The sequence below is a fragment of the Natrinema gelatinilyticum genome (assembly GCF_024266705.1).
GTDB lineage: Archaea > Halobacteriota > Halobacteria > Halobacteriales > Natrialbaceae > Natrinema > Natrinema gelatinilyticum.
The window spans coordinates 1418751-1442215 of record NZ_CP100756.1 but is presented as its reverse complement, the minus strand read 5'-3'; the positions used below and the strand labels follow the sequence as shown (position 1 = coordinate 1442215).

General features: G+C 62.7%; 22 protein-coding genes and 1 pseudogene. 14 read left to right on the top strand and 9 right to left on the bottom strand.

The features are described from left to right. Positions 1 to 589: 589 nt before the first annotated feature. Positions 590 to 1204, bottom strand: coding sequence for a TetR/AcrR family transcriptional regulator (locus tag NJU76_RS07080; RefSeq protein ID WP_254532072.1), 615 nt, complete (start codon positions 1202 to 1204; stop codon positions 590 to 592). 102 nt (positions 1205 to 1306) lie between these two features. Between NJU76_RS07080 and NJU76_RS07075 the strand changes: the two genes are divergently transcribed. Further along, positions 1307 to 2668, top strand: coding sequence for an amidohydrolase family protein (locus tag NJU76_RS07075; protein ID WP_254532071.1), 1362 nt, complete (start codon positions 1307 to 1309; stop codon positions 2666 to 2668). 117 nt (positions 2669 to 2785) lie between these two features. Continuing rightward, positions 2786 to 3034, top strand: a pseudogene (locus NJU76_RS07070) (fumarylacetoacetate hydrolase family protein); the annotation flags it as partial. A gap of 30 nt (positions 3035 to 3064) precedes the next feature. Here NJU76_RS07070 and NJU76_RS07065 read toward each other — a convergent pair. Beyond that, complete coding sequence (locus tag NJU76_RS07065; RefSeq protein WP_254532070.1) at positions 3065 to 4072, bottom strand: TatD family hydrolase; 1008 nt, start codon at positions 4070 to 4072, stop codon at positions 3065 to 3067. 125 nt (positions 4073 to 4197) lie between these two features. Between NJU76_RS07065 and NJU76_RS07060 the strand changes: the two genes are divergently transcribed. Beyond that, positions 4198 to 5247: a WD40/YVTN/BNR-like repeat-containing protein gene (locus NJU76_RS07060; RefSeq protein WP_254532069.1), complete on the top strand. Its 1050-nt coding sequence runs from the start codon at positions 4198 to 4200 to the stop codon at positions 5245 to 5247. Then, entirely contained in the window at positions 5244 to 5627 is a 384-nt protein-coding gene (locus tag NJU76_RS07055) for a DoxX family protein (protein WP_254532068.1), read from the top strand. The genes NJU76_RS07060 and NJU76_RS07055 overlap by 4 nt, the downstream gene beginning before the upstream one ends. A gap of 87 nt (positions 5628 to 5714) precedes the next feature. On the opposite strand, the gene NJU76_RS07050 is transcribed toward NJU76_RS07055, so the two are convergent. Continuing rightward, positions 5715 to 6827, bottom strand: a complete 1113-nt coding sequence (locus tag NJU76_RS07050; RefSeq protein ID WP_254532067.1) for a pyridoxal-phosphate-dependent aminotransferase family protein — start codon at positions 6825 to 6827, stop codon at positions 5715 to 5717. A 285-nt stretch (positions 6828 to 7112) separates the two neighbouring features. Further along, positions 7113 to 7280, bottom strand: coding sequence for a plastocyanin/azurin family copper-binding protein (locus tag NJU76_RS07045; RefSeq protein ID WP_254532066.1), 168 nt, complete (start codon positions 7278 to 7280; stop codon positions 7113 to 7115). Between the two features lie 3 nt (positions 7281 to 7283). Here NJU76_RS07045 and NJU76_RS07040 point away from each other — a divergent pair, with 3 nt between their 5' ends. Beyond that, the gene (locus NJU76_RS07040) at positions 7284 to 7493 is read left to right on the top strand and encodes a hypothetical protein (RefSeq protein ID WP_254532065.1); all 210 of its coding nucleotides are present in this window, start codon (positions 7284 to 7286) and stop codon (positions 7491 to 7493) included. A 55-nt stretch (positions 7494 to 7548) separates the two neighbouring features. On the opposite strand, the gene NJU76_RS07035 is transcribed toward NJU76_RS07040, so the two are convergent. Together NJU76_RS07035 and NJU76_RS07030 are read right to left on the bottom strand one after the other, a co-directional pair. Further along, the gene (locus tag NJU76_RS07035) at positions 7549 to 8136 is read right to left on the bottom strand and encodes a plastocyanin/azurin family copper-binding protein (protein ID WP_254532064.1); all 588 of its coding nucleotides are present in this window, start codon (positions 8134 to 8136) and stop codon (positions 7549 to 7551) included. A 246-nt stretch (positions 8137 to 8382) separates the two neighbouring features. Beyond that, the gene (locus NJU76_RS07030; protein WP_254532063.1) at positions 8383 to 9615 is read right to left on the bottom strand and encodes an MFS transporter; all 1233 of its coding nucleotides are present in this window, start codon (positions 9613 to 9615) and stop codon (positions 8383 to 8385) included. Between the two features lie 161 nt (positions 9616 to 9776). Between NJU76_RS07030 and NJU76_RS07025 the strand changes: the two genes are divergently transcribed. The 5 genes from NJU76_RS07025 (at position 9777) to metX (ending at position 15858) form a co-directional block, all read left to right on the top strand. Continuing rightward, the gene (locus NJU76_RS07025) at positions 9777 to 10433 is read left to right on the top strand and encodes a DUF6517 family protein (RefSeq protein WP_254532062.1); all 657 of its coding nucleotides are present in this window, start codon (positions 9777 to 9779) and stop codon (positions 10431 to 10433) included. A 249-nt stretch (positions 10434 to 10682) separates the two neighbouring features. After that, positions 10683 to 11381, top strand: a complete 699-nt coding sequence (locus NJU76_RS07020; protein WP_254532061.1) for a hypothetical protein — start codon at positions 10683 to 10685, stop codon at positions 11379 to 11381. A gap of 372 nt (positions 11382 to 11753) precedes the next feature. Then, a complete protein-coding gene (locus NJU76_RS07015) occupies positions 11754 to 13058 on the top strand; it encodes an IS4 family transposase (RefSeq protein ID WP_254532060.1) in 1305 nt (434 codons plus the stop codon). Positions 13059 to 13315: 257 nt separating this feature from the next. Then, a complete protein-coding gene (locus tag NJU76_RS07010) occupies positions 13316 to 14656 on the top strand; it encodes an O-acetylhomoserine aminocarboxypropyltransferase/cysteine synthase family protein (RefSeq protein ID WP_254532059.1) in 1341 nt (446 codons plus the stop codon). Beyond that, a complete protein-coding gene (gene metX / locus NJU76_RS07005; protein ID WP_254532058.1) occupies positions 14653 to 15858 on the top strand; it encodes a homoserine O-acetyltransferase MetX in 1206 nt (401 codons plus the stop codon). The genes NJU76_RS07010 and metX overlap by 4 nt, the downstream gene beginning before the upstream one ends. 240 nt (positions 15859 to 16098) lie before the next feature. Here the strand turns inward: metX and NJU76_RS07000 are convergent, their stop codons facing one another. Together NJU76_RS07000 and serB are read right to left on the bottom strand one after the other, a co-directional pair. After that, a complete protein-coding gene (locus NJU76_RS07000) occupies positions 16099 to 16488 on the bottom strand; it encodes a hypothetical protein (protein ID WP_254532057.1) in 390 nt (129 codons plus the stop codon). Between the two features lie 227 nt (positions 16489 to 16715). Continuing rightward, positions 16716 to 17360 carry a phosphoserine phosphatase SerB gene (gene serB / locus NJU76_RS06995; protein ID WP_254532056.1) on the bottom strand — a complete coding sequence of 215 codons (645 nt, stop codon included), beginning with the start codon at positions 17358 to 17360 and terminating at the stop codon, positions 16716 to 16718. 122 nt (positions 17361 to 17482) lie between these two features. Here serB and NJU76_RS06990 point away from each other — a divergent pair, with 122 nt between their 5' ends. The 4 genes from NJU76_RS06990 (at position 17483) to NJU76_RS06975 (ending at position 22587) form a co-directional block, all read left to right on the top strand. Continuing rightward, complete coding sequence (locus tag NJU76_RS06990; protein ID WP_254532055.1) at positions 17483 to 18178, top strand: DUF7978 family protein; 696 nt, start codon at positions 17483 to 17485, stop codon at positions 18176 to 18178. A gap of 471 nt (positions 18179 to 18649) precedes the next feature. Next, positions 18650 to 20233, top strand: coding sequence for a phosphoglycerate dehydrogenase (serA, locus tag NJU76_RS06985; protein ID WP_254532054.1), 1584 nt, complete (start codon positions 18650 to 18652; stop codon positions 20231 to 20233). A gap of 479 nt (positions 20234 to 20712) precedes the next feature. Next, positions 20713 to 20982: a DUF8028 family protein gene (locus NJU76_RS06980; RefSeq protein WP_254532053.1), complete on the top strand. Its 270-nt coding sequence runs from the start codon at positions 20713 to 20715 to the stop codon at positions 20980 to 20982. Between the two features lie 108 nt (positions 20983 to 21090). Further along, positions 21091 to 22587, top strand: a complete 1497-nt coding sequence (locus NJU76_RS06975) for a TrkH family potassium uptake protein (RefSeq protein WP_254532052.1) — start codon at positions 21091 to 21093, stop codon at positions 22585 to 22587. A 111-nt stretch (positions 22588 to 22698) separates the two neighbouring features. Here the strand turns inward: NJU76_RS06975 and hisA are convergent, their stop codons facing one another. After that, positions 22699 to 23460, bottom strand: a complete 762-nt coding sequence (gene hisA / locus NJU76_RS06970) for a 1-(5-phosphoribosyl)-5-[(5-phosphoribosylamino)methylideneamino]imidazole-4-carboxamide isomerase (RefSeq protein WP_254532051.1) — start codon at positions 23458 to 23460, stop codon at positions 22699 to 22701. Positions 23461 to 23465 lie beyond the last annotated feature (5 nt).

The following is a 23465-nucleotide window of genomic DNA, read 5'->3' as shown; positions in this document are numbered from 1 at the left end:
AAACGAACTGTTGCGCTGCGGGCACGGCTTCACCGTGCCCTCGGCAAAAGCCTCAAAAGAGCACTTCGCGCTCTTTTGGACTGGGCGATTCCTTCGGAATCGCTTGCAGTTGGCGCAAAGCGCCGACGACCTCGCGAAATCTCCGATCACGGTTTGCTTCGATGAAAAGCACTCCTCTTTCCCCTCCATTCACTGCGTTCATTCCGGGTCAATCGTCGGCCCGTTCGCGCCTCCGGCGCTCGCGATGAAGGTATCACGCTCGAATCACTCCGTTCCCCGATCGCTTTCGAGCGGTTCTCGCCCCCTGCGCTCACTCCGAACCGCTCACCTCTCGGGTTCTTCGAACCGCTCGCTCGCCGTCGACGGACTCGAGCGAGTTCTCATGGCCGGTTCCGATATTTTCACTCGGAACTGTTGAAACCATCAGTAGATGCCAAGAGTTGCCTGGTGAATAGAGAGAATATATTCAGCACGATGCCCCGGAGACATCGGGACAGCGTTCATGCCAATCTATTAATGAGATTTCCCGTTGGATTCTCGTAATTATCTAGACAACGTTTCATCCCTGTCATGCCAGGCGGGGGAAGTCTCACTCTTCCCGGACTAGGGAGTCCAAGATGAACTCGTCGATGGAGTGCCAGGTCTGTACGGGAGCCTCCTCGTGGCCAAGCGAGAGCTTGCGGCCACGGGCGGCATGGATGAGGTCGGTGATCATCTGCCCCATCCGCTCGGTGTCGACGTCGCGGAAGACGCCCTGTTCGATGCCGTCCTCGACAACCTCGGTGATACTCCCCCGGATGCGGCCGTAGTGTTCGTTGAAGATTTCGCGGTGACGCTCGTCGTTCTGGGCGTGGGTGAATAGCTCGTGGTAGACCTTCATGCGGTCCCAGTGGCTGAAATCTTCGAAGCTAGGTCCGAATAGGCACTGGTGGATGCGGGCGTCGAGTTCCTCCCTGGGCGGGGCGTTGCCGTCGATCTCCACGCTCCCCTCGTACTGCTCGACGATGTACTCGAGGAAGTGCGACATCAGGTCGTACTTGCCGTCGTAGTGGTAGTGAATGACCTGGCGGGTCATCTCCATCTCTTCGCCGATATCGCGCATCCGCAGATCGGAGTAGCCGTGCTTGCTCAGGGCCCGGAAGGTCGCCTCCATGATCTCCTCCCGAGTGTCCGGCGGCACGTCTCCCGTCCCCGATGTGCTCATACTTGAGGATCGTGTGAGCAGCGCATATATCGCTTATCCCCTGCACGGACCCTTTACCGCACGGTAATTTTTTACCAACTGGTCACAATGGTATGTCTGCACATGGCAAGGAAACTGATACAGAACGGAGACATCGTCTCCCTCGACGAGGATGTCGGGGACCTCGAAAACGGGGACATCCTCATCGAGGATGGCGAGATCATCGACATTGGCCAGGACCTCTCGGACACGGCGGGCGGCGCGGAGGTCGTCGACGCCAGCGACCACGTGGTGGTCCCGGGCTTCGTCGACTCGCACATTCACCTCGCACAGACCCAGGTCAGGGGCATCGCCGGGGACTGGTCGCTCATGGGTGAATACTTCGAGCACATGCTCGGCAATATCACCGGGCTCTACCAGCCCGAAGACATGTACCTCGGCGGCCTCTTCGGCGCGCTGGAGAAGCTCTATACGGGGACGACCACGGCCCTGGACTGGTCGTACCCCAACTCGCTCGAACACGGCGAACGGGCCGTCGACGCGCTGAAGGACGCTGGACTGCGCACGGTGTACACCTACGGCCCGCCGGGCGACGACGCGGCGAAGTGGTGGTACGACAGCGACGTCGGCCTCCCCGAGCAGAACATCCGTGAGCTCTACAACGAGGAGATCCGCGACGACGACCTGCTCAGCCTAGCGATCGGGCTCCGGGGACCGGATTTCTGTACCGACGAGATTGCCCGCAGCGACTTGGAACTGGCGCGTGACATGGGCGTCATCGCCACCATCCACATGGGCGCCGCTCAGTGGACCTCATCGGAGTACAACCCTGGGTACCAGGGCTTCGGGGCCATCGAGGACATGCTCGGTCCCGACGTGAACATCGCCCACGCGAACCACTTCTCCCAGGAGGAGGTCCAGCACGCCGTCGACCAGGGCGCCACCTTCTCGTCGACCCCCGAGGTCGAGATGCAGATGGGCCACGGCATCCCCGTCACCGGGAAGGTGCTCGACGCCGGCGGCCGCGTGGCCTGGGGCGTTGACGTCTGTTCGAACGTCTCCGGTGACATGGGTAGCCAGATGCGCATCGGGCTGCAGGTCCACCGGATGCTGGAGAACCAGGACCTGCTCGAGGCGGGCGAGGAGGTCATAGAGACCGAACTCAGCGCGCAGGAAACTCTCGAGATGGCGACGGTCGAGGGCGCGAAGGCGCTGGGCATGGAAGACGAAATCGGGACGCTCACTCCCGGCAAGCGCGCCGACATCGTCATGATAGACATGAACGACTTCATGACGGCGCCGTCGCATTCGCCGGTCCAGACCGCGGTCTTCCAGGCCGATCAGTCCCACATCGACACCGTCCTGGTCGACGGCGAGTTCCGCGTCCGCGACGGTGAACTGCTGAACGACCTCGTCGACGAGGAGTTCGACCGGTTCGTCGAGTCCGGCGAGCGTCTCATCGAGGAAGCCGGCATCGACATGTAGCGTCCCTGAACCACCCTCGATTTCACCCACGACCACGATAAACTCCTACGCATACGACATGCGACTCGGAATCTACAGAGATACAACGAGAGTGTCTCGGGGCTTGCCCCTGAGATACTTCACGCGGATGTCAACGGTGAGCGCCTCCAGGACTCCTCGACGGAGCCCTTCATTTTCGGCACCGACGAACTGCTATCGTTCTGTAGCCAGGCGTTCACTCTAGAACCCGGCGACCTCATCTTCACTGGGACATCGCCAGGCGTAGGCGTTTACCGCGACCCGCCCGTCCTGCTCGAGGAGGGAGACAAGGTCACCATCGGCGTCGAAGGCCTGGGCAAGATAACGAAGGACTGCGTCTTCGACTGATTCGCAGGTCAGTGGCCGTTTTCCGGGTGTCTACTCGTCGAAACCATAGACTGTTTTCGGGTTCTCCCAGACGACCTTGCGGATCGCGTCGGGTTCGATACCGTACCGGTAGAGTTCGAGGATGGCCCGCTTGATGGCGTAGGGGTCGGTCCGCAGAACGTTCGCGCAGTCGGTGTCGACCATGATCCGTTCGGGCCCGTACTCGTCGATGGCGTTGGCGACGTCCGCGGCGTCGACCCCGACCAGCCAGGAGTGGCCGATAGTGTAACTCAGGTAGGTGTCGGTCTCCTCCATCAGGTATTCGGTGTTGTTGGGATCGGCGTGGGAGGCTACCACCTGCTCGTCGGCTAGACCTGCATCTCGAGCCTCGGCGATGTCGATCTTTACCGCTTCCAGCGCGGGGTTCTCCGCGTCGATGACCGGGTCGGACCCCAGGCCGTAGTTCTTCTCGTAGCCCGGTGTCCCAACGTCTTCGCGGTACTCGCGCTTGGACTCGGTTCCGGTGTTTGGCGTGTGGAGTATGACCGGCAGATCGTGGTCGGCAGCCAGTTCCATCTGTGCGCCGACGACAGCGCGCTGTTCGCCCAGGTCCCAGGCGGTGACGTGCTGGCTTGGCGTGACGCCAGTCTCGCCGACGGCAACGACCTCTTCGAGGGCCAGGTACTCGTGCATCGCCTCCAGCAGATCGTCGGGGTTCTCGATGCGGACACCGGTATGAACCCCCAGTCCCAGGCGAGCCTGGAAGAAGTGGTTGCGCTCGATGGCCGCCCGGCGGTTGATGGCATCGTCCCAGAGGAACCGCACGTCCGCGGCCTGGACGGGTTTGTAGGGCGTCCAGTGATAGCCCGAGGCCACCATCACCATCCCTGCACAGCCGGAGAGGGCATAGCGCTCGCGGTCGTCCCACGAGAGGGTCTGGGCGTGGTTGTGGCCGTCGATCCACGGAAAGTTTAGCAGATCAGTCGGTAGGTCCGGCTCTTCTTGTAGATACGATGCGTCGGTCGGTCGTGCGGTTGGATAGGTCGAGTTCGAATCCATGTGGTCCACCTGCGCTCCGGGCCAGGCTCTCGGCCTCGTCGCCGTCACCCCCCGCTTCGGTCGGTGCCCACTTATCGTTTACAGCTTGGTAAAACCTTATTGTGTATCGCGAACACGTCTCACACATGTCGTTGCTCATCGGAACCGACGACGGCCTGTTCCGTGTCGACTCGGTTCCCTTCGAGAGGGGGGAACCCGAGCAAGTGCTGGACTGTGGCGTGGTGACCGCGGTGAAGACCTTCGACGCTGCTGAGGGCGTCTTCGTGGCGTCCTCGGAAGGCGCCTATCGGTCGACCGACGGCGGCGAGTCCTGGACTGACCTGGGCGTTCCGCTGGGCGACCGTTTCTGGCACGCCGGTCAAAGCGAGGTGTGGTCGACCCTCGTGACCCGGGAGGCCTGGTACGCGGGGACGAACGATCCCTACGTCTACCGGTCGGTCGACGACGGCAAGACCTGGGCCGAACTGAAGGGGTTCCGTGAGCTCCCCTCCCGCGGCCACTGGGAGTCTCCAATCGACCCTCACTACGCCCGGCTCAGAGCCCTGGAGCAGGTCCCAGGACGGCCGGATCACCTGATCGCTGGCGTCGAGGCAGGTGGCATCCATATCAGTCACGACGGTGGCCGAACCTGGACGGACCGTCGGGACACCATCGTCGACGACATCCATCAGGTCCTGCCTCTCTCAGAGGACGTTTGGTTGGCGACGACAGGATACCTTGACCACAACCTGGAGAACCTCGGACTGGGTCACGCAGTCGGCGAAGGTGGCCTCTGGCGCACGGTCGACGGCGGGGACTCCTGGGACCGGATCGACCGCGGCAACGACTTCTCGTACATTCGCCGAGTGTTCATCCACGACGGGACGGTCATTTTCTCCGGTGGCGAGGAGGCCCCGCCGGCCTGGGTCAACGACGAACACGAGAGCGCGCTGTTCGAGTCGACGAACTTCGGCCGCGACTGGGAGCGGGTTCCCTACCCCGGCGAGCCCCACGAGGTCGTCGAGACATGGACGATCCACGACGGGGAGGTCCTCTGTGGGTCCGGCCTGTTCGACGTTCCGGATACCCGTAACGACGTGGAGGGACGCATCGCCAGGCGAACCGACGACGGCGAATACGAGACCGTCGGTCACGTCGCCTCAAACGTCAGCCGAATCGAGTCGCTGGAGCCATGAGCGGGGCGGCGCCGTCTAGGCTCGGGCGGTTCCTCTTCGCGGGGACACTGCTGTATATGGCGGTCGACGGCTTCCGCAACAACGAGAAGCGCGTCGAGATTGCCCGTGAGAGTGGCGTTCCGCTCCCCGAGGTCGCGGTCCCGTTCGCTACCGGGATGTTGCTGGTCGCGAACCTTGGGATCCTTGCCTGGAGGTACCCCCGGGCCTCGGCTGGTGCGCTGGTAGTGTTCTTCCTGAGTACCACTCCCGTCATCCACAGCTTCTGGGAGATGGAAGGCGCCGAACGGAATAACAACAAGATCAATTTCTGCAAGAACGTGGCGCTGACCGGCTGTGCTATCGCCCTGCTCCACGAAGCGGACCAGGACACGGGGCAGTGAAGTACCTCGGGGTCACGCCCCGAGGCACTCTCGCTGTATCTCTGTAGAATTCGACCGACTCGAGCAGCCGCGTCCTCGAGCCTCGACTTACAATCCGGCGACGTCTTCGATGGCGTCGGTCAGGGTCCGGATGCTCTCGACGTCGTGTTCACCCATGTGACCGATGCGGAACGTCTTCTCGCCAAGCGCCGACCCGTATCCGTTCGAGAAGACCATATCGTACTCCTCCGAGACCGCGTCGATGGTTTCGGCAACGTCGATCCCCTGCGTGTTCTCGATACAGCTCACGGTCTGGGACTCGTAGCCCTCCTCGGGGAACATGTCGAAGTATTCGCGGGCCCACTCACGCGTGTACTCGGCCATCTCGCGATGACGCTGATCGCGAGCCTCGTGGCCTTCCTCGAGCATGTATTTCATCTGTGTGCGGTAGGCCAGCATGATCGGAATCGCCGGCGTGGAGTGGGTCTGGCCCTTCCGGTCGTAGTAATCGATCGTGCGCTGGAACCCGCCGTACCACGACGCGGACTCGCTCTCGAGTTCGCGTTCGTAGGCGTCGTCGCTGACGACGCAGACCGCCAGTCCCGGCGGCATGGCGAATGCCTTCTGAACTGACGTGAAGATGACGTCGATGTCGTGGTCGTCGATATCGACGATGTCGCCGCCGAGCGACGAGACGGCGTCGACGATGAAGGAGGTGTCCGGATAGTCGGCGACGACGTCACCGATCGCTTCGACGGGGTTACGGACGCCTGTCGAACTCTCGTTCATCACGCAGGTGACGGCATCGTAGTCGGTGTCGCTCGAGGTCAGCGCCTCGCGCACGTCCTCGGGTTTGACCGCCTGACCCCACTCGTACTCGAGCGTGTCGACGGATTTGCCGAGCCGTTCAGCGACGTTGGCCTGGCGCTCGCTGAAACTGCCGCAGGTGGTACAGAGGACGTTCTCGTCGACGAGGTTGAGGATCGAACTCTCCATGAACTCGGTCCCCGAACCCGTGAGGATCACGACGTCGTTGTCGGTGCCGAGGAACTCCTTCGTGTCTTCGACGATGGTCGTGTACAGGTCCGTCATCCGATCCATCCGGTGGCCAAACATCGGCTCGCACATCGACTCGATGACGTCCTCGCGCACCTCGGTCGGGCCTGGAATGTACAGCGTCTTGTCGGGATAGTCGTCTTTATATTCGCGTTTCGTGGTCACGGAATTCACCTGAGTACGGCTTACTGAGTCACGAGACCGTATGGTACTTTTGATGCCGCACCGGGAGTGAGGCGGCCGACCGCCGACGCTCGATTACAGTTTCGAGATCGGCCGGAAAACCGCGGGCGACGAACGAAGCGTCCGCTACGGGGACTGGAAAAACGAGACGACAGAGCGGAAACGTATTCCGGGTCCTGCGCAGTCAACCGTCTCCACTGGTTGCTGCGCACCGAACGTCGATGCGACGTCAATCGTGGGTCGCGAGATGAAGACGAAAGTGACCGGTTACGTGAGCTCGATGGTGCCTTCCATGTTCGGGTGCGGTTCGCAGCGATACGTGGTGATGTCGCTGCTCGCCGTGAACTCGATGATCTGATCCTCGCCGGACTCCGAGATGGGGTCGCCCGTCGCGAGTTCGTCGACGACTTTGTCGCTGTCTTTTCGGAGTTCCATGTCGTGCGCCCGGCCGGCGCCTTCGGTCCAGCCGATCGTGTAGGTCTTGCCCTCGGTGAGGACGAGCGTCGGATTCTGTTCTCCCTCGATCGAGGACGGTTCGAGGCCCTCCCAGTAGCTGGTCTGGCCGCTGAATCGGATGTCCGTCGCGGGTTCGAACTCGTCGCCGCCGTTCCTGCTGTCGTCGCTGTTCCCGTTGCCGTTGCCACCTGATTACTGGCCGAGAACGATAGTGACGGTTCGTATTCGGGAACGTTAGCGACGGTTTCTATCCGGACGTGTTGCCGCCGGTTTCGTTGCCAGTTTCGTTACCGCCGGTTTCGTTGCCGGTCTCGTTACCGCCACCGTTTCCACCACTGCCACCGCCACTGCCGCCCATCTGAATCTCGCCTTCCATGTTCGGGTGCGGGTTGCAGCGATACGTGGTGATGTCGCTGCTCGCCGTGAACTCGATGACCTGGTCCTCGCCGGGCTCCGAGACGGGGTCGCCCGTCGTGAGTTCGTCGACGACTTCACCGCTGTCGTCTCGGAGCTCCATGTTGTGCGCCGAGCCGTCGCCTTCGGTCCAGCCGATCGTATAGGTCTCGCCCTCGGTGAGGACGAGCGTCGGATTCTGTTCACCCTCGATCGAGGACGGCTCGAGGCCCTCCCAGTAGCTGGTCTGGCCGCTGAATCGGATGTCCGTTCCGGGTTCGATCTCGATGCCGCCGCTCCCGCTGCCGTTTCCGTTGCCGTTCCCGTTACCGTTTCCGTTCCCGTTGCCACCACTGCTACAGCCGGCGATGAGCGCGGTCGACGCGGCCGCGCCCGTCAGCTTCAGTGCTGTTCGCCGTGAAATTGCGTTGTCTCGTGCCATCACCGGCGCTTGGGTGTGTGAACATAAAAATTGATACCTTCCACCCCTACAATGTTATGACAATACATACCACAACGTAAGATTTTCGCATTTGATGACCGATTGACATCCTCGAGCCGTCGTCCACTCGTGTCCAACTTGATGGCCTCGAGTTCCGGGTAATGTCCGTAAACGGTCCCCTCGAATTTCGAGGGTGCCCGATCCGCATCCGCATCACCGAGTTTTGGCTACACCAGCGAGTCCGGATTACGCATCACCGCGGTCGCCCGCCCGCACCCGTTTGGGGCATCCCAGCGAAAGCCGCAGGAACAGCGGCACGGTGACGACCGCGATCGCGATCTCGAGGCCGCCGACGACGAAGAATGCCAGTTCGTACCCGTACCTGCCGGCGACGGTCCCGCCGAGGAGGAAGCCGCCGAGAAAGCCGAGGCTGCCGGCGATGTTGAAACCGGCCATGGCGATTCCGCGCTCGCGTTCCGCTGCGAGGTCGGAAACCAGCGCCATCGTGGCCGGCGCGACCAGCGCGCCGAGAACGCCGACACCGCCCATCGCCAGCGCAGCGGTCGCGACCGACTGTGCGGCTCCGACGGCGAGAATGCCCGCGCCGTAACACACCGACCCGACGACGATCGGAATCGTGCGGCCAATTCGATCCGAGAGCGCCCCCATCGGGTACTGTAACAGGGCGAACGGAGCGAAAAAACACGCCAGCAAGAGACCGGTGGTCCCGGCCCCGAGGCCGAACGCTTCCTGAAAGTAGAGGGTTCCCACGAGAGCGAAAAAGCCGGCCGTAAGTCGGTCTACGAATCCGAACGCGTACGGAATCGACAGCGTGGGACGTCGACGGACGCCCTCGACGAGTGCTCGAGCGGTCCGGCGTTCGTTGGGCGCGCGCTCCCCGACGAACGAGACGAGCGTACCGACACAGACGAGCAAGGCGGCGGCGACCAGCAGCGGCGCAACCGGCGCGAGTTCCGTCAGCTGTCCGCCGACCGGTGCGCCGAGGGCGGCACCGAGTCCGATGGCGATCCCGGCCGCCCCCATGTTTCGACCGTGACCGCCCTCGAGGTCCATCAGCATGGTCATCGTCAGGGAGAACGCGCCGATAGTCATCGCTCCCTGAAAGACTCGCAGGAGGAGGACGCCCTCGAAGGGAATTGCCCCGAATACGGGGACTACGGCGAGAGCGGCGTAGCCGATGGCTCCGGTCAGCGCACCGGCGACGATGAAGGGACGGCGGCGACCGGTCACGTCGCTCGCCAGGCCCCAGACGCCGACGAACACGACGTAGGCCGCGAACTCGGCGACCAGAAACCACATGCTCGCGTCGAGCGCAGTCGCCGCGAACGCCGACGTCGCGCCGCCGGCACCCAGCGCTTCCACGAGCGCGGCGACGCCTGGATAGAGCAACACCTGCGAGAACAACACCGCGAAGACGAGGGCGGCGAGGACGACCCGATCGCGATCACTCGAGGACACGACCGCCGCTTGGCGCTCCGTGCGTATGAAATCATCAGATTCGGGGCGACCGAATCACCGACGGTCCCGAAGCCGTCGCCTCGACGCGGTCCGATATCACACGGACGACCGGCGCAGCCGAAACCGATGTATTTTCCTTCGGTGGCGCCCCGTTGCTATCGATGACAGTCACGCGTCGACAGCTCCTCGCCGCGGGAGCGACTGCCGGAATGGGCACCGTCGCCGGCTGCACCGGATTCCTTCGAGACTCGCTTTCGTCGACGGCGGCGACCGTCCCCGGGGCGACGCTCGAGGACACCGGGTACAGCGAACACACCGTCGACCAGGTCGTCATCGAGCGGACCGTCGGCCGGTTCGGGATCGATCGGACCGTCGAGGTCCGAAACTGGTACGCCGAATACGATCGGTCGGTAGCGCTCGATGCACTCGGCTTGACGCGCGTGCAAGCGTCGGTCATCGCCGCCTTCACGACGCCACAGGTGTCGTTCCTCGGGGAGACGTTCAATCCCGTGGGGAACTACTCGACGGACGACCTCGTCGAACTGATCCAGAACCGATACGACCGGCTCGAGGACGTCCAGTACGTCGACGAGGAACCGATTTCGATCCTGGACACCGAAACGGCCCTCGCCCGGTACGAGGCGCGTGCCCGACTGCTCTCCGCCGAAACCACGCTCGACGTCTACCTTCAACTGAGCGAGCCGGTCCCCCACGAGAACGACTTCGTGATTTGTGTCGCGGCCTATCCGCAGGTCCAGGGCATAGAGACCGAGTCCGACGCCGTCCGATCGCTGCTGAAGTCGCTCGAACACGGGTGAGCGGGCACGTCGAGAGATCGAGAGCCGGTGACTCAGTCGATAGGGGGCGACGCGGTGGCCGACGACCGTTCCCTCGGAATTGGTGAAATTCGAATCATCGTGAAATGATACGTGACGAACGTGTAGCCCGCGATAACTGAATCGCCGAGGCGACGCACCGACAGTCGATTTTCGTAAACCTGCCTATACTAAAATTGGCTTCTCGTGTACGAACGCGCTCAGATGAAACGAAGACGCGTCGTGCAAATCGTGTCACTGGGGGGCCTCACACTCCCACTCGCCGGCTGTACGAACGATGCGGCCGAGGGCGGGACCGAAAGCGATGATGGCGGAGAGGGAAGTGACGGCGGTGATGGCGGAGCGGGCGACGATGGCACCGGAAACGAAACGGACGACGAGATAACCACCACGGCCGGATCGGGCCAGCAGGAGTTCTCCGGGAACGGTGATGCGCTCACCGACGACTTCGATATCGGAGGGGGTCTCACTATCGTCGAGGCCGTCCACGACGGTGGCGGCGAGTTCGGAATCCGACTCATGCCGGTGGACGACGGAAATGGGACGCTATTTGTCGACTCGACGGGCTCCTACGACGGGCGGACCGCCTGGCATTTGCCCGGCGGATCGTACCGCCTCAGCGTCGTCGCCGGGGGCGACTGGGAGGTGCTCATTCAACAGCCGCGCGACGAGAGCGGAGAAAGCCCGCCGCTCTCGTTCAGCGGCAACGGAAACGACGTTCACGGCCCGTTCGAATTCGACGGGACGTACCGGCCGTCCGGCGACTACGGCGGGGATCGATTCATCGTCCACTTCCTCTCGGCGACGGGCGACACCCGCGAATTCCTGTTCCACGACGGCAGCATCGGCAACCCGCCGTCGTTCGAGTTCCACGACGTCGGGTACATAGAGGTCAAATCCGACGGCGAGTGGTCGGTCGAGATCGACTGACCGCCGCTCGCACGAGCACGATGCCGATCGCACTCTCACTCTAGCGAGCGTGTGTCAACGTGTTCGGCTACGACTACTGCTGTCCATTATTCTCATCCACCTCCCTATTTGGCAGATATCATTCACGTACTGCGGGTAACAACGATCAAAGAGGTCGACAGTAGCACCGGTCCCTGCGTCCCCACCTGCTGTCAGCGGTTCGATTCCGTCGGCCTGGACGACGACAGCGATGTCGCTGATACCGACGGACCCGTCCTGCGTGAGGTTCTCGGCAATTGTGAGTGCGGCATCCGTCTTTAGTTAGGCGCAAAACCGCACGATAGCGGCGGCTTATCGGGGATTCTTTTCGGAAGGAATGAGGAGGTGTTAGCTGTGCACACCAAAACCTCCTCACACGATGTTGAACGTCGTCTCACTAACTTCCTTCCATCTGATGCGCTCGAAGACCACGCCGATGCCGTCGGCGTGGTCGAGCGTGACCGGAAGCTGCAGATTCCACCGCTCGTCTGGTCGTTTGCGTTCGGCTTCGCCGGCGGCGCAAGCCGAACGCTCGCCAGCTTCAGGCGAAGCTACAACTCAACTGCAGACAAGACACTCTCTTCAGGAGGGTTCTTTCAGCGGTTGACGCCGACGCTCGCAGCATATCTGCGCGACCTCGTCGAGTACGGTCTCGACGAGGTCGCTGTCCCTCACACTGTTTCAGAGGAGTTCAACCGATTCAGAGACGTGATGATCGCAGATGGAACGGTTCTCCGGCTCCACGAGTTGCTTTCTGAGGAGTATGAGGCTCGCCATGAGGAGCAGGCTGGAGCACGGCTCCACCTGCTCCACAATGTCACGGATCAGACGATTGACCGATTCAGCGTCACAGACGAGAAAAGACACGACAGCACGCAGTTCGAGACAGGATCGTGGCTCGACGGCCGTCTAGCGATCCTCGATCTTGCCTATTTCAAGTACCGGCGGTTCGCGTTGATCGACGAGAACAACGGCTACTTCGTGAGCCGACTGAAACGCAGTTCTAACCCGGTTGTAACCGGCGAATTCAGGGAATGGCGCGGCCGCGCCATTCCCTTGGAAGGCAAGAAAATCTTCGACGTCGTGGACGATCTCTGTCGTAAGTACATTGATGTCGAAGTTGAGGTTGAATTTGACCGGAGAGAGTACGCGGGCACGCAGTCACGCGATAGGAAACGGTTCCGCGTCGTCGGCGTCCGCAACGAGGACGCCGACGACTATCACCTGTACATCACAAATCTCTCACGCGAAGAGTTCCTCCCGGAGGATCTAGCGACGATCTATCGGTGTCGGTGGGAGGTAGAACTGCTGTTCCGGGAACTGAAGACGCAGTACAGACTGGATGAGTTCAATACGACGAAGAAGCATATCGTAGAGATTTTGCTGTATGCGGCGCTGTTATCCTTGATCGTGAGTCGTGAGTTGCTCAGTCTGGTTATTGAGCACGCAGACGACGACCTCGTGTTTCCGCCGGAACGCTGGGCGGCGACCTTCCGGTCGCACGCCCAGCTCATTCTCCACCAGTTGAGTGGCTATCTCGGGTATTCTCCACCACCACTGCTCGAGCGCCTGATTGACGACGCTCAGAAGATCCACAGACAACGGCCGGTTCTCCAAGAACAACTCGCTACCGCCATCAAACCGACTGCTGAGGCCTAACTAAAGACCAATAGTGAGTGCGGTTTGTTTCTGACTCGGGTCGTCGGCGACGAGGTGAAACACTGTCTGTACACGGACAGGGCCGCCATTCGGCCACAGGAGTTGAACCTGCAGGCGAAGCGTTCGACGGATTTGGGGTCGCTCACCCGCTCAACGGGGCCTCCGTCTCCTGCACCTACCGTGCTAGCTATTCACAAGTCTGCTGTTTTTGCCGTTACTGCTATGCATATAAACGTAGAGAAATATGCATACTAAACATGAGCGACCACGCGAGCGACGGGCGTGACGCTGACCGCGACGAGTGCGGCTTCGGTACGCGAAGCGTCCACGCCGGCCAGTCACCCGATCCCGAGACCGGCGCGATGGCACCGCCGATCTACCAGACGACCTCGTACGTTTTCGAGGACGCCGACACGGCCGCCGCCCGCTACGCCCTCGAGGACGACGGCTACATCTACTCTCGCATCGCCAACCCGACCGTCGTGACCCTCGAGGACCGCCTCGCCTCGCTCGAGGGCGGGGCCGGTGCGGTTGCGACAGGAAGCGGCATGGCCGCGTTGGACTCTGCGGTGTTGATCCTCGCGGAGGCGGGCGACAACGTTGTCTGCTCGACCGACACCTACGGCGGGACGACCGCGTACTTCTCGAAGACTGCGACCCGGCGAAATATCGAGCCCCGGTTCGTCCCCACCCTCGAGTACGACGAATACGAGGCCACGATCGACGAGGACACCGCGTTCGTCCACGTCGAGACGATCGGTAACCCGTCGCTGATCACGCCCGACTTTGAGCGCATCGCCGACGTCGCCCACGACAACGGCGTCCCGCTGGTAGTCGACAACACGTTCGCAACCCCTGCCCTCTGTCGTCCGCTCGAGCACGAGGCCGACATCGTCTGGGAGTCGACGACGAAGTGGCTCCACGGCTCCGGGACGACTGTCGGCGGCGTCCTCGTCGACGGCGGCTCCTTCCCCTGGGGCGAACACGGCTACGACGAGATCGCGGGCGAAAACCACGCCTACCACGACGTCGATTTCGCGCGGGACTTTTCGGCGGCCCCCTTCGCTGCGTCAGCACGATACCGTTCGCTGCGCAGCCTCGGCAATCAGCAGTCACCGTTCGACGCCTGGCAGACCCTTCAGGGCCTCGAGTCGTTGCCCCTCCGCGTCGCGAAACACTGCGAAAACGCGTCGATCGTCGCGGACTACCTCGACGACCACGAGGACGTGGCCTGGGTCGCGCATCCGGGGCTCGAAGACCACCCGACCCACGACAACGCCGAGCAGTACCTCGAGGACTACGGCGGGATGGTCGCGTTTGGGCTGGACGGCGGATTCCAGGCGGGCAAAGCACTCTGCGAGAACGTCGAACTCGCGCAGTTCCTCGCGAACATCGGCGACGCGAAGACGCTGGTGATCCACCCCGCCAGCACGACTCACGGCCAGCTCACCCCCGACGAACGGGAGGACGCGGGCGTCACCGCCGACCTGATTCGGATGTCGGTCGGGATCGAAGACCCGGAGGACGTCCTGGCGGACCTCGAAAGAGCCATCGACGTGGCAACGAGAACCTCTGGAGAGGGAGGTGAGCGACGATGACGACCAAAGAGAGGATCGACCTCGGGGAGTTCCGGTTCGAGTCCGGGGAGTCGATTTCGAACCTCGAAGTGGCCTACGAGACCTACGGCGAGTTTACGGGCGACAACGCGGTGTTGGTCTGTCACGCGCTGACCGGCAGCGCCCACGTCGCCCGTCGGCCGGACGCGGGCGGCGAGACGGCGGGGCAGGCCCGGGCCTGGTGGGGCGACGTCGTCGGACCCGGGAAAGCGATCGATACGACGGAGTACTACGTGGTCTGTACGAACGCGCCCGGTTCGTGTTACGGGACGACAGGCCCCGCGAGCGAGAACCCGGAGACGGGCAAGCCCTACGGCACCGATTTCCCGCCGGTCACGGTCGGGGACTGGACGCGAGCCCAGCGCGAGTTGCTGGACGCACTTGGCGTCGGCCGAATCCACGCCATCGTCGGCGGCAGCGTCGGTGGTATGAACGTCCTCGACTGGCTGCGGCGGTTTCCGGACGACGTCGAACGCGCCTGCGCGGTGGCCGCGGCCGCTCGACTCGACGCGCAGTGTCTGGCGCTCGATACCGTCGCCCGGCGGGCGATCACGTCCGATCCGAACTGGAACGGCGGCCACTACTACGGCGGCGAGCCACCCGAAGCCGGACTGGCTCGAGCCCGACAGATCGGGCATATCATGTACCTCTCGAAGACCTCGATGGCCCGCAAGTTCGGCCGCCGCTCGGCGGGCAGGGAGACGGTCCGCGAAGAGCCGCCGGACGCGGCGGCCGCCTTCTTCCCGTATCGCGAGGTCGAATCCTATCTCGATTATCAGGCCGACAAGTTCACCGACCGGTTCGACGCGAACAGCTATCTCTATATGACGCGCGCGATGGACGACTTCGACCTGTCGGCAGGCTACGAGTCCGACGCCGACGCGCTGGCCGCGTTCGAAGGGGAACTCCTGCTCCTCTCGTTTACCGGGGACTGGCACTTCACCGTCGAACAGGCGGAAGCGTTGGCCGACGCCTGTCGCGAAACGGGTGTCGACGTCGCTCACCATGTGATCGAGTCCGACCACGGTCATGACGCCTTCCTCGTCGAGCCGGAGAAGGTCGGTCCGCCGCTGTCGGACCTGCTCGAGGAGGGGCTCGCCGGTCGTGCGATCACCGATACGGGACCGGAAGTTGATGATACCGGAGACTTTGCTCCGGTACACACAAGCCTATTTTCCGAGTGATTTCAAGCGACGCTGTATCCTCTCTCGGCTCGCGCCTACGGGCGTCGTCAGAAAACGCTGTTTTTTGACTGCCAATCAGAACGCGTACGCGTTCTGATGACGCTCGCTGAGGATAGCGCGGGACCTTGGGTCCCGCTGTCCATGCGAACGGCGTCGCTGTGAGCAGAAGGGGGCTGAGCGCCCTCAATTATAGATAAAATCGTCGAGCGAAATACGGCAAGAAAACCTCAGTTAGAGGCGCTAACGCTCGTGACCTTGCCCATGAGCCCGAATGTGATCGAACCCGACGTACTGTTCGACGTGCGGTCGATCGGATCGCCGGCGGTCGATCCAGTGGGACAGGTCGGAGACGAACAGCGCGAGATTGTCGTGGGCAAAGAGCGTCATCGAAACGCCCTGGGGAGAACGGAACGTGGCGATCAGCGACCACATCGAACCGGCAGCGAATGCACCGGCAGCGGAGAACCGCATCCCGAGCGTGAAGAAGGTCATCGCGTAGACGAACCCGATCCCCATCGACGGCAGACTCGTACCCAGCGGAACCCGTGCACTGGCATCGCGCAGCGTGGGCGCGAGAAAGACGATCGAGAGGGCGCTTCCGAACGTGAATACCAGGTCTTGCCACATCATCAAGTGCACTTACTCGACTTCGAGTTAATAAATACCTCGATGCCGAAATCAGCTATTGTGTCTGACGGTCTCCGAATCACGAACAATAGCGGAACGCGACAATCAGAAGAGTAGAGGTATCGAATCCCGTAACCGATCGAATACGTCGGAACCACACTGAGCGGGAACTGGACGGAGCGGGTTCGGGAACGGCTGGGCGGAGCGAAACGGTGATGCTCGAGATCCAGTCAGCGCTCGAGGACGGCGGTTTCTTCGAGTAACGTCTCGCGGGCCTCGGCCATCGACGTCACGACGACGTCACAGTGAGGTTCGACCGCCGGTTTGGGTTCGAAACCGATTGCGAGTCCGGCGACCTCGAGCATCGGCAGGTCGTTCGCGCCGTCACCGACGGCGATAGTCTCTGCGAGGTCGACGCCCACGTCGGCGGCGAGGTCTGCGAGCGCGTCGTCTTTGGTGCCCTCGATCAGCGGCCCCTCGACGTCGCCGGTCAGGTTCCCGTCGGCCATCGGGAGCCGGTTCGAGACGATGTGGTCGACAGAGACGTCCTCTCGCTCGAGGGCGGCCGCGACGCCGCGTTCGAACCCCCCCGTGAGAATAGCGGTCGTGACGCCAGCGTCATTCAGGTCCTCGATGAGGTCGGCAGCCCCCTCCCGGAGAACGACCTCGTCGAAGGCAGCTTTGGCGTCGGCCTGGGAAAGACCCTTGAGCAGGGCCGAGCGCTCGCGCAGGCTCTCGGCATACCCGATCTCGTCGTTCATCGCGCGCTCTGTGATGTCTTCCATGTCCGCGGCGACGCCGCAGCGATCGCCGAGCAGGACGGTCATCTCGGAGTCGGAAAGCGTCCCATCGAAGTCGAAGGCGACGACTGTCATCGCTCCCCGATTGTCGGTCCGCGGATAAACCAGTTCAGGTTTCGTCGTGTACTCGAGCGCGCCCTGTTTTCGAACCCTATCCCACCGTAAGATATTATCGACACGCCCTCGTTGGCGAGTACATGCCGTCCGAGCGACAATTCGAATACGAGAAGGGGCCGCGTCTCGAGGACGAGCAAGCGACTACTACAAACGATGGCGGTGACGTCGACGACGACGGATCTGACACCGCACCGCGTCGAGTTCGAAATCAACTGGTCGTCCGGCCCTGGAAAGCCGGCGCCGTCGTGGGCGTAAGCGCCTTCGTCGTCGTCTTCACGGTACTCTACCAGCTGGTCGGAGCGATGTTCGCAGGGGGGGTATTCGATGGAGGGGAGACACGTCCGAGTCGCCTGGCAATAACGGGACTCGTGACGCTGGGGAATCATGGGGTGACGCTCGAACGTCGTGGCGAGACGATACAAGGTGCGTTCGGCTTCATTCGCGGACTCACCAGCCACGTCGCAGCCCTCGTCCCGACCGTCGTGTTGCTCGCCGCCGGCTACCTCGTCGTCCGATACGCCCATCTCGAGACGCGCCGGGAGGCCGGCCTCGCACTCGGCTCGCTGGTCGGGTGCTACGTCATCCTGATGGTTGGCCTCTCGATGACTGCCGAGTGGTCGCCCGACCGGGACGCCGGCATCAACGAGGAAGTACCGACCGTTACCGCTTCGACCGATTTCGGGACGGTCGTCTCGATTGGCACCACCGCGATCGTTTTTGTCACCATCGGAGCCGCCGTGGCCGCCCTCCCGAAGGTAGTGGCGGCCAGACGGTGAATTCCCTGTTCGAGTCGCTTACACCCTCTGTCGCACTCACCGACCACGTCGTGAGGGCCTTCACCGTCACGAAACGAGTACAGGATGTGGCCGGCGACGCGCTCGCGTGGCCGACGCTCATCGGCTCATCGGCGGAGCGTTCCGTCGAACCATGGCGAACGCTAGGCATCCCGCCAACCCCGTCCCGTGCGAGCCGACGCCCGTCTCGTCGACGGATGCGACGGTCCCCTCGTGAAGCGAATCGGGACCGGCGGCCGCCGGAGGCTCGAGGCTTCGAACTCGTCGTCACTGTCGGCAGCGCCGAAGGTGGGCTAGAGGCGATCGTATTCCGGGAACGAGAGGCGACCACGGTCCGCGAGGCCGACCGGGTCGCTGCTGGATTCACACGCGTTTCACGTCGCGACCGAGGTAGTTTTTGTCGACGGCCTCGACAACGGAAGGGTTTACCTGTTCCGGCCGGTTGTCTCGCGCATGAAGGTTCTCGTCACGGACCCGATCGCAGATGCGGGTCTGGACGTACTCAGAGACGCCGGCCACGAGGTCGAAACGAATTACGACGTCGACGGTGACGACCTCCTCGAGGCGATCTCGGATGCCCACGGATTGATCGTTCGGTCCGGCACCGAAGTTACGGACGAGGTCCTCGAAGCCGCCGCCGAGTTGGTCATCGTCGGTCGAGCGGGTATCGGCGTCGACAACATCGACATCGACGCCGCGACAGATCACGGCGTCATCGTCGCCAACGCTCCCGAGGGGAACGTACGCGCCGCTGCCGAACACACCGTCGCGATGACGTTCGCGGCCGCTCGCTCGATCCCGCAGGCTCACATCCGCCTGAAGAACGGCGAATGGGCCAAAAGCGACTACCTCGGTGCCGAACTCAACAGTAAGACGCTCGGCGTCGTCGGCCTGGGCCGCGTCGGCCAGGAAGTGGCCAAGAAACTCGACTCCCTCGGGATGAATATCGTCGCCTACGACCCCTATATCAGCGAAGAGCGGGCCCACCGTATTGGCGCAGAACTCGTCGACATCGAGACGTGCCTCGAGCAGGCTGATTTCTTGACCGTTCACACCCCTCTCACGCCGGAGACGGAAGGGCTGATCAGCACGACCGAACTCGAACTGCTCGGAAACGGCTACCTGATCAACTGCGCTCGCGGCGGCGTCGTCGACGAGGACGCGCTGGCCGCCGCGGTCGAAGACGGCACGGTGGCCGGCGCGGCACTGGACGTCTTCGCAGAGGAACCGCTCTCGCCGGACTCCCCGCTGCTCGAACACGAGGAGATCATCGTCACGCCCCACCTCGGCGCGTCGACGGAAGCCGCCCAGGAGAACGTCGCCACCTCGACCGCCGCGCAAGTCAACGCTGCGCTCACCAGTGAACCCGTCGCAAACGCCCTGAACGCACCCTCGATCGACGAGAGCGCGTTCCCTCGTGTGGAACCCTACATCGAACTCGCAGAGACGGCCGGGAAAGTCGCGACCCAGTTGCTCGACGGCCGCATCGAGGACGTCGAAGTCACCTACGAGGGAGACATCGCTGACGAGGACGTCGAGTTCGTCACCGCGTCGGCGCTCAAGGGCGTTTTCGAACCCCTCGAGTGGCAGGTCAACGCGGTCAACGCACCGCAGATCGCCGAGGACCGCGGCGTCGACGTCACCGAATCTAAAACCCGTCAGGCCGAAGACTTCCAGAGCCTGATCACCGTCACCGTCAGCAACGACGACGATCAGGTATCGGTCGACGGTACCCTCTTCGCGGGCGACGATCCGCGGATCGTCCGCATCGACGGCTACCGCGTGGACGCGATCCCGCACGGTCGGATGGTCATCACGCGAAACACCGACGAACCCGGTGTCATCGGTTTGATCGGCACGGTCATGGGCGAGCACGGCGTCAACATCGCCGGGATGTTCAACGCCCGCGAGGCCATCGGCGGCGAAGCCCTGACCGTCTACAACGTCGACAACGACGTCCCCGCGGACGCGAAAGCGGAACTCGAGAACGACTCGCGGATCATCGGCGTCAGCGACATCACGCTGAACGGCCACTGACATCCGCCTACGGGTGTATACTCCGCGCCGATACGTCGTGGTGAGTATCAAGTGGCAGGTCGAGTGTCCTCCCGAGTCGAGGTCGGACCCCATTGGGCTCGGTCACTACTATACTATTACCCTACTGCAAAAACAGTGAAACTATGGTGGTCTGTGGACCTGCCACCGAACAGTGCATATGAACCGTGCGGCGTTGACGAGACAATTCGCGTCTCGTTCGCGCACAAGAGCGAAGCCCTTGTGAACCCTTGTGAACGCTCTATCCTCTCCCTACTCACGCCTTCCCTTTCGGTTGGCACTCGCTAAAGAAGGGGGAGCGGAGCGCCTCATTTCAGCTAAACGGTCTAAACAATCCTAAACGGACAAAAAAACCGTTCAATTGGTAGACCGCGATAAAACGGGCCGAAACAACGTCAACATTCAGCCCGTTATATGCCCTGTGGGTTGAATGTCGTGACCGAGAAGAGGTGCCCGACCTGATGTCCAACCCCTCCCCGCTTCCGAACGAATCGGTCGCTCCGTCGAGCCCTGAGGCGGAGACCCAACCCGAGCTACGCCACCGTCTCGTCCGTTCGATCAAAGGCCCGACGCAGTTCCTGTCGTTCTGGGTCGCTATCGCGCTCCCGTTCATCTATTTCCCGCTCCTTACGCAGGGACTCGGCGACCCCACCGTCACGCTGACGTTTTTCGTCCTGCTGCTAGTCAACGTCTTCGCGCTCTATCTCGGTCACGGGTACAACCGGAGCTGATTGTCTCCGCTCGCCGTCCGGAACGAGGGCGCGTTCTATTCTAATCTGGTGCCCGCTCAGTCGGTCCGAACTGTTATTCCCCTTGCCGGATTCACATCGGAACGTGAGATGGCGATTCGTGTCGACTGGCGCTCGAGTTGTAGCCTCACCGGAACCGTCCTGAAGTGGTTCTCCGTCGCGCTGGTGGCACCGCTCACGCTCGCACTGGTCGACGGTGATTCTCCCGGTCCGTTTCTCGTCGCAATCGTCGTAAGCCTCGTCCTCGCGACCGGCCTCGAGCGACTGACCGACGACCGGAAGATCGGTCAGCGCGAAGCGTTCCTGATGGTCGCGCTGACCTGGCTGGGGGTCGCACTGGTCGGGGCGATACCGTTTTTCGTCGCCGGAGACGGCGTCTTTTCACGGCCGGTCAATGCCGTTTTCGAGAGCACGAGCGGCGTCACGACGACGGGCGCGACCGTAATCGAGGATTTCGCCGTTCACTCGCGTGCGATCATGCTCTGGCGGGCGATCCTCCAGTGGCTCGGTGGTCTCGGTATTCTGATCGTCGCGATTGGCCTCTTTTCGCACCTGCTGGTCGGCGGTGCCCAGTTGATGGAAACCGAAACGCAAACGCGTGACGTCCACAGACTTCGGCCGCGCATCGGTGAAACGGCTCGGCTCATCTGGTGGTTGTACGTCGGGTTGACCGTCCTCACGACGCTCGCTCTCTACCTGCTCCATCTGGTTGGGTTCGCGCCCGACATGGACCTCTATAACGCAGTCGCACACGCGCTGACCAGCATCTCGACGGCCGGCTTCTCCCCGCAACCCGACAGCATCGGCGCGTTTTCACCGGCGGTACAGTGGACGTTGATCCCCGTCATGATCGTCGGTGCGACCAACTTCATCCTCCTCTACTACGTCGTCCAGGGAGAGTACCGACGACCCCTCGAGTCCGCGGAGTTCCGCTTCTACGTCAGTATTCTCGCTTCGATCGGGGTTATCGTTGCCGTCCTTCTCGTTCTCGACCCGCATCTCGTTCCGGGTCTCGAGGCGACGATACGCCATAGCCTGTTCAACGTGGTATCGATGGTGACGACGACGGGCTACGCGTCGACGAACTTCGACCTCTGGTCTCCCGGTGCCAAGCACATGCTGTTCCTGTGTATGTTTACGGGCGGGATGGCCGGTTCGACGACGTGTTCGATCAAGTCGTTGCGATGGCTGGTCATTCTCAAAGCGTTCCGGCGAAACTTGTTCGTGGCAATTCACCCGAACGCCGTCCGCCCGCTCCGACTCGACGACTCGGTCGTCGACGAAGAGACTGTCGGAGACATCTTCGCGTACGTCATGCTCGCCATCGTGATCTTCTTCCTTCTGACGGTGGTCATCGTCGCCGACAGCGCTCGAGTCGGTGATCCCGTAAACGAGTTCGACGCGCTCGGTGCGTCCGCGTCGATCTTCCTCAACATCGGGCCAGCGTTCGGCGTCGCCGGCCCATTCGACAACTACGCCGTCTTCTCGCCGTTCACACGGACCGTGATGATCGTCATGATGTGGATCGGCCGTATCGAAATCATCCCCGTTCTCGTCTTGCTGACGCCCGAGTTCTGGAAATCCTGACGAGCGACCGGTCGCTCGCCGTCGCTCGTCGGTTTCGGCCGCCGATACTGTCGCAGATCCGCGTTCCTCCGATCGAGCCGCAAATGCGGTCACGTTCACTTCGAGAGGTACCTACTCGTCGGTTTCGGCCGCGGCCTGTGCCTCCTCGAGCGTGACGTTCCCCTCGTATAGCGCGCTGCCGACGACCACCGCTGCTGCACCCGCGTCCGCGAGCGCCCGGACGTCCGCGAGCGTCGCGACGCCGCCGCTCGCGATCACGGGGATGTCGGTCGCCGCGACCAGTTCGCGGACGGGATCGGTCGCGACACCCTCGAGTCGTCCTTCGACGTCGACGTTCGTAAAGAGGATCGCGGCCGCACCGAGGTCCGCGTATCGTTCGGCGGCCTCGACAGGTGAAATCCCCGCGCCTTCGGTCCACCCTTCGACGACGACCTCGCCATCTTTCGCGTCGAGACTGACGACAACGCTGTCCGGATAGTCGGCACCGATCTCGGCCACGATGGACGGGTCCTCGACCGCCGCCGTGCCGAGGATGACGCGGTCGACGCCGCGCTCGAGCAGGTCGACGGCGCCGTCTACGGTTCGGATTCCGCCCCCGAGTTGCGTGGGAACGTCGACGGCGTCGATCACCGCGTCGATGGCCTCCGCGTTCGCTCGCTCGCCCTCGAACGCACCATCGAGGTCGACGAGGTGAAGCGTTTGTGCCCCGGCATCGATCCACCGCCGGGCCGCTTCGACAGGGTCGCCGTAGGTCGTTTCGGTGCCGCGCTCGCCCCGGACGAGTTGGACGACCTCGCCGTCTTGAATGTCGACTGCGGGAATCACCTCGAACGACTCGCGTCCGCCCACCTCCTCGCCTGTGTCTGGGCTCATATCCG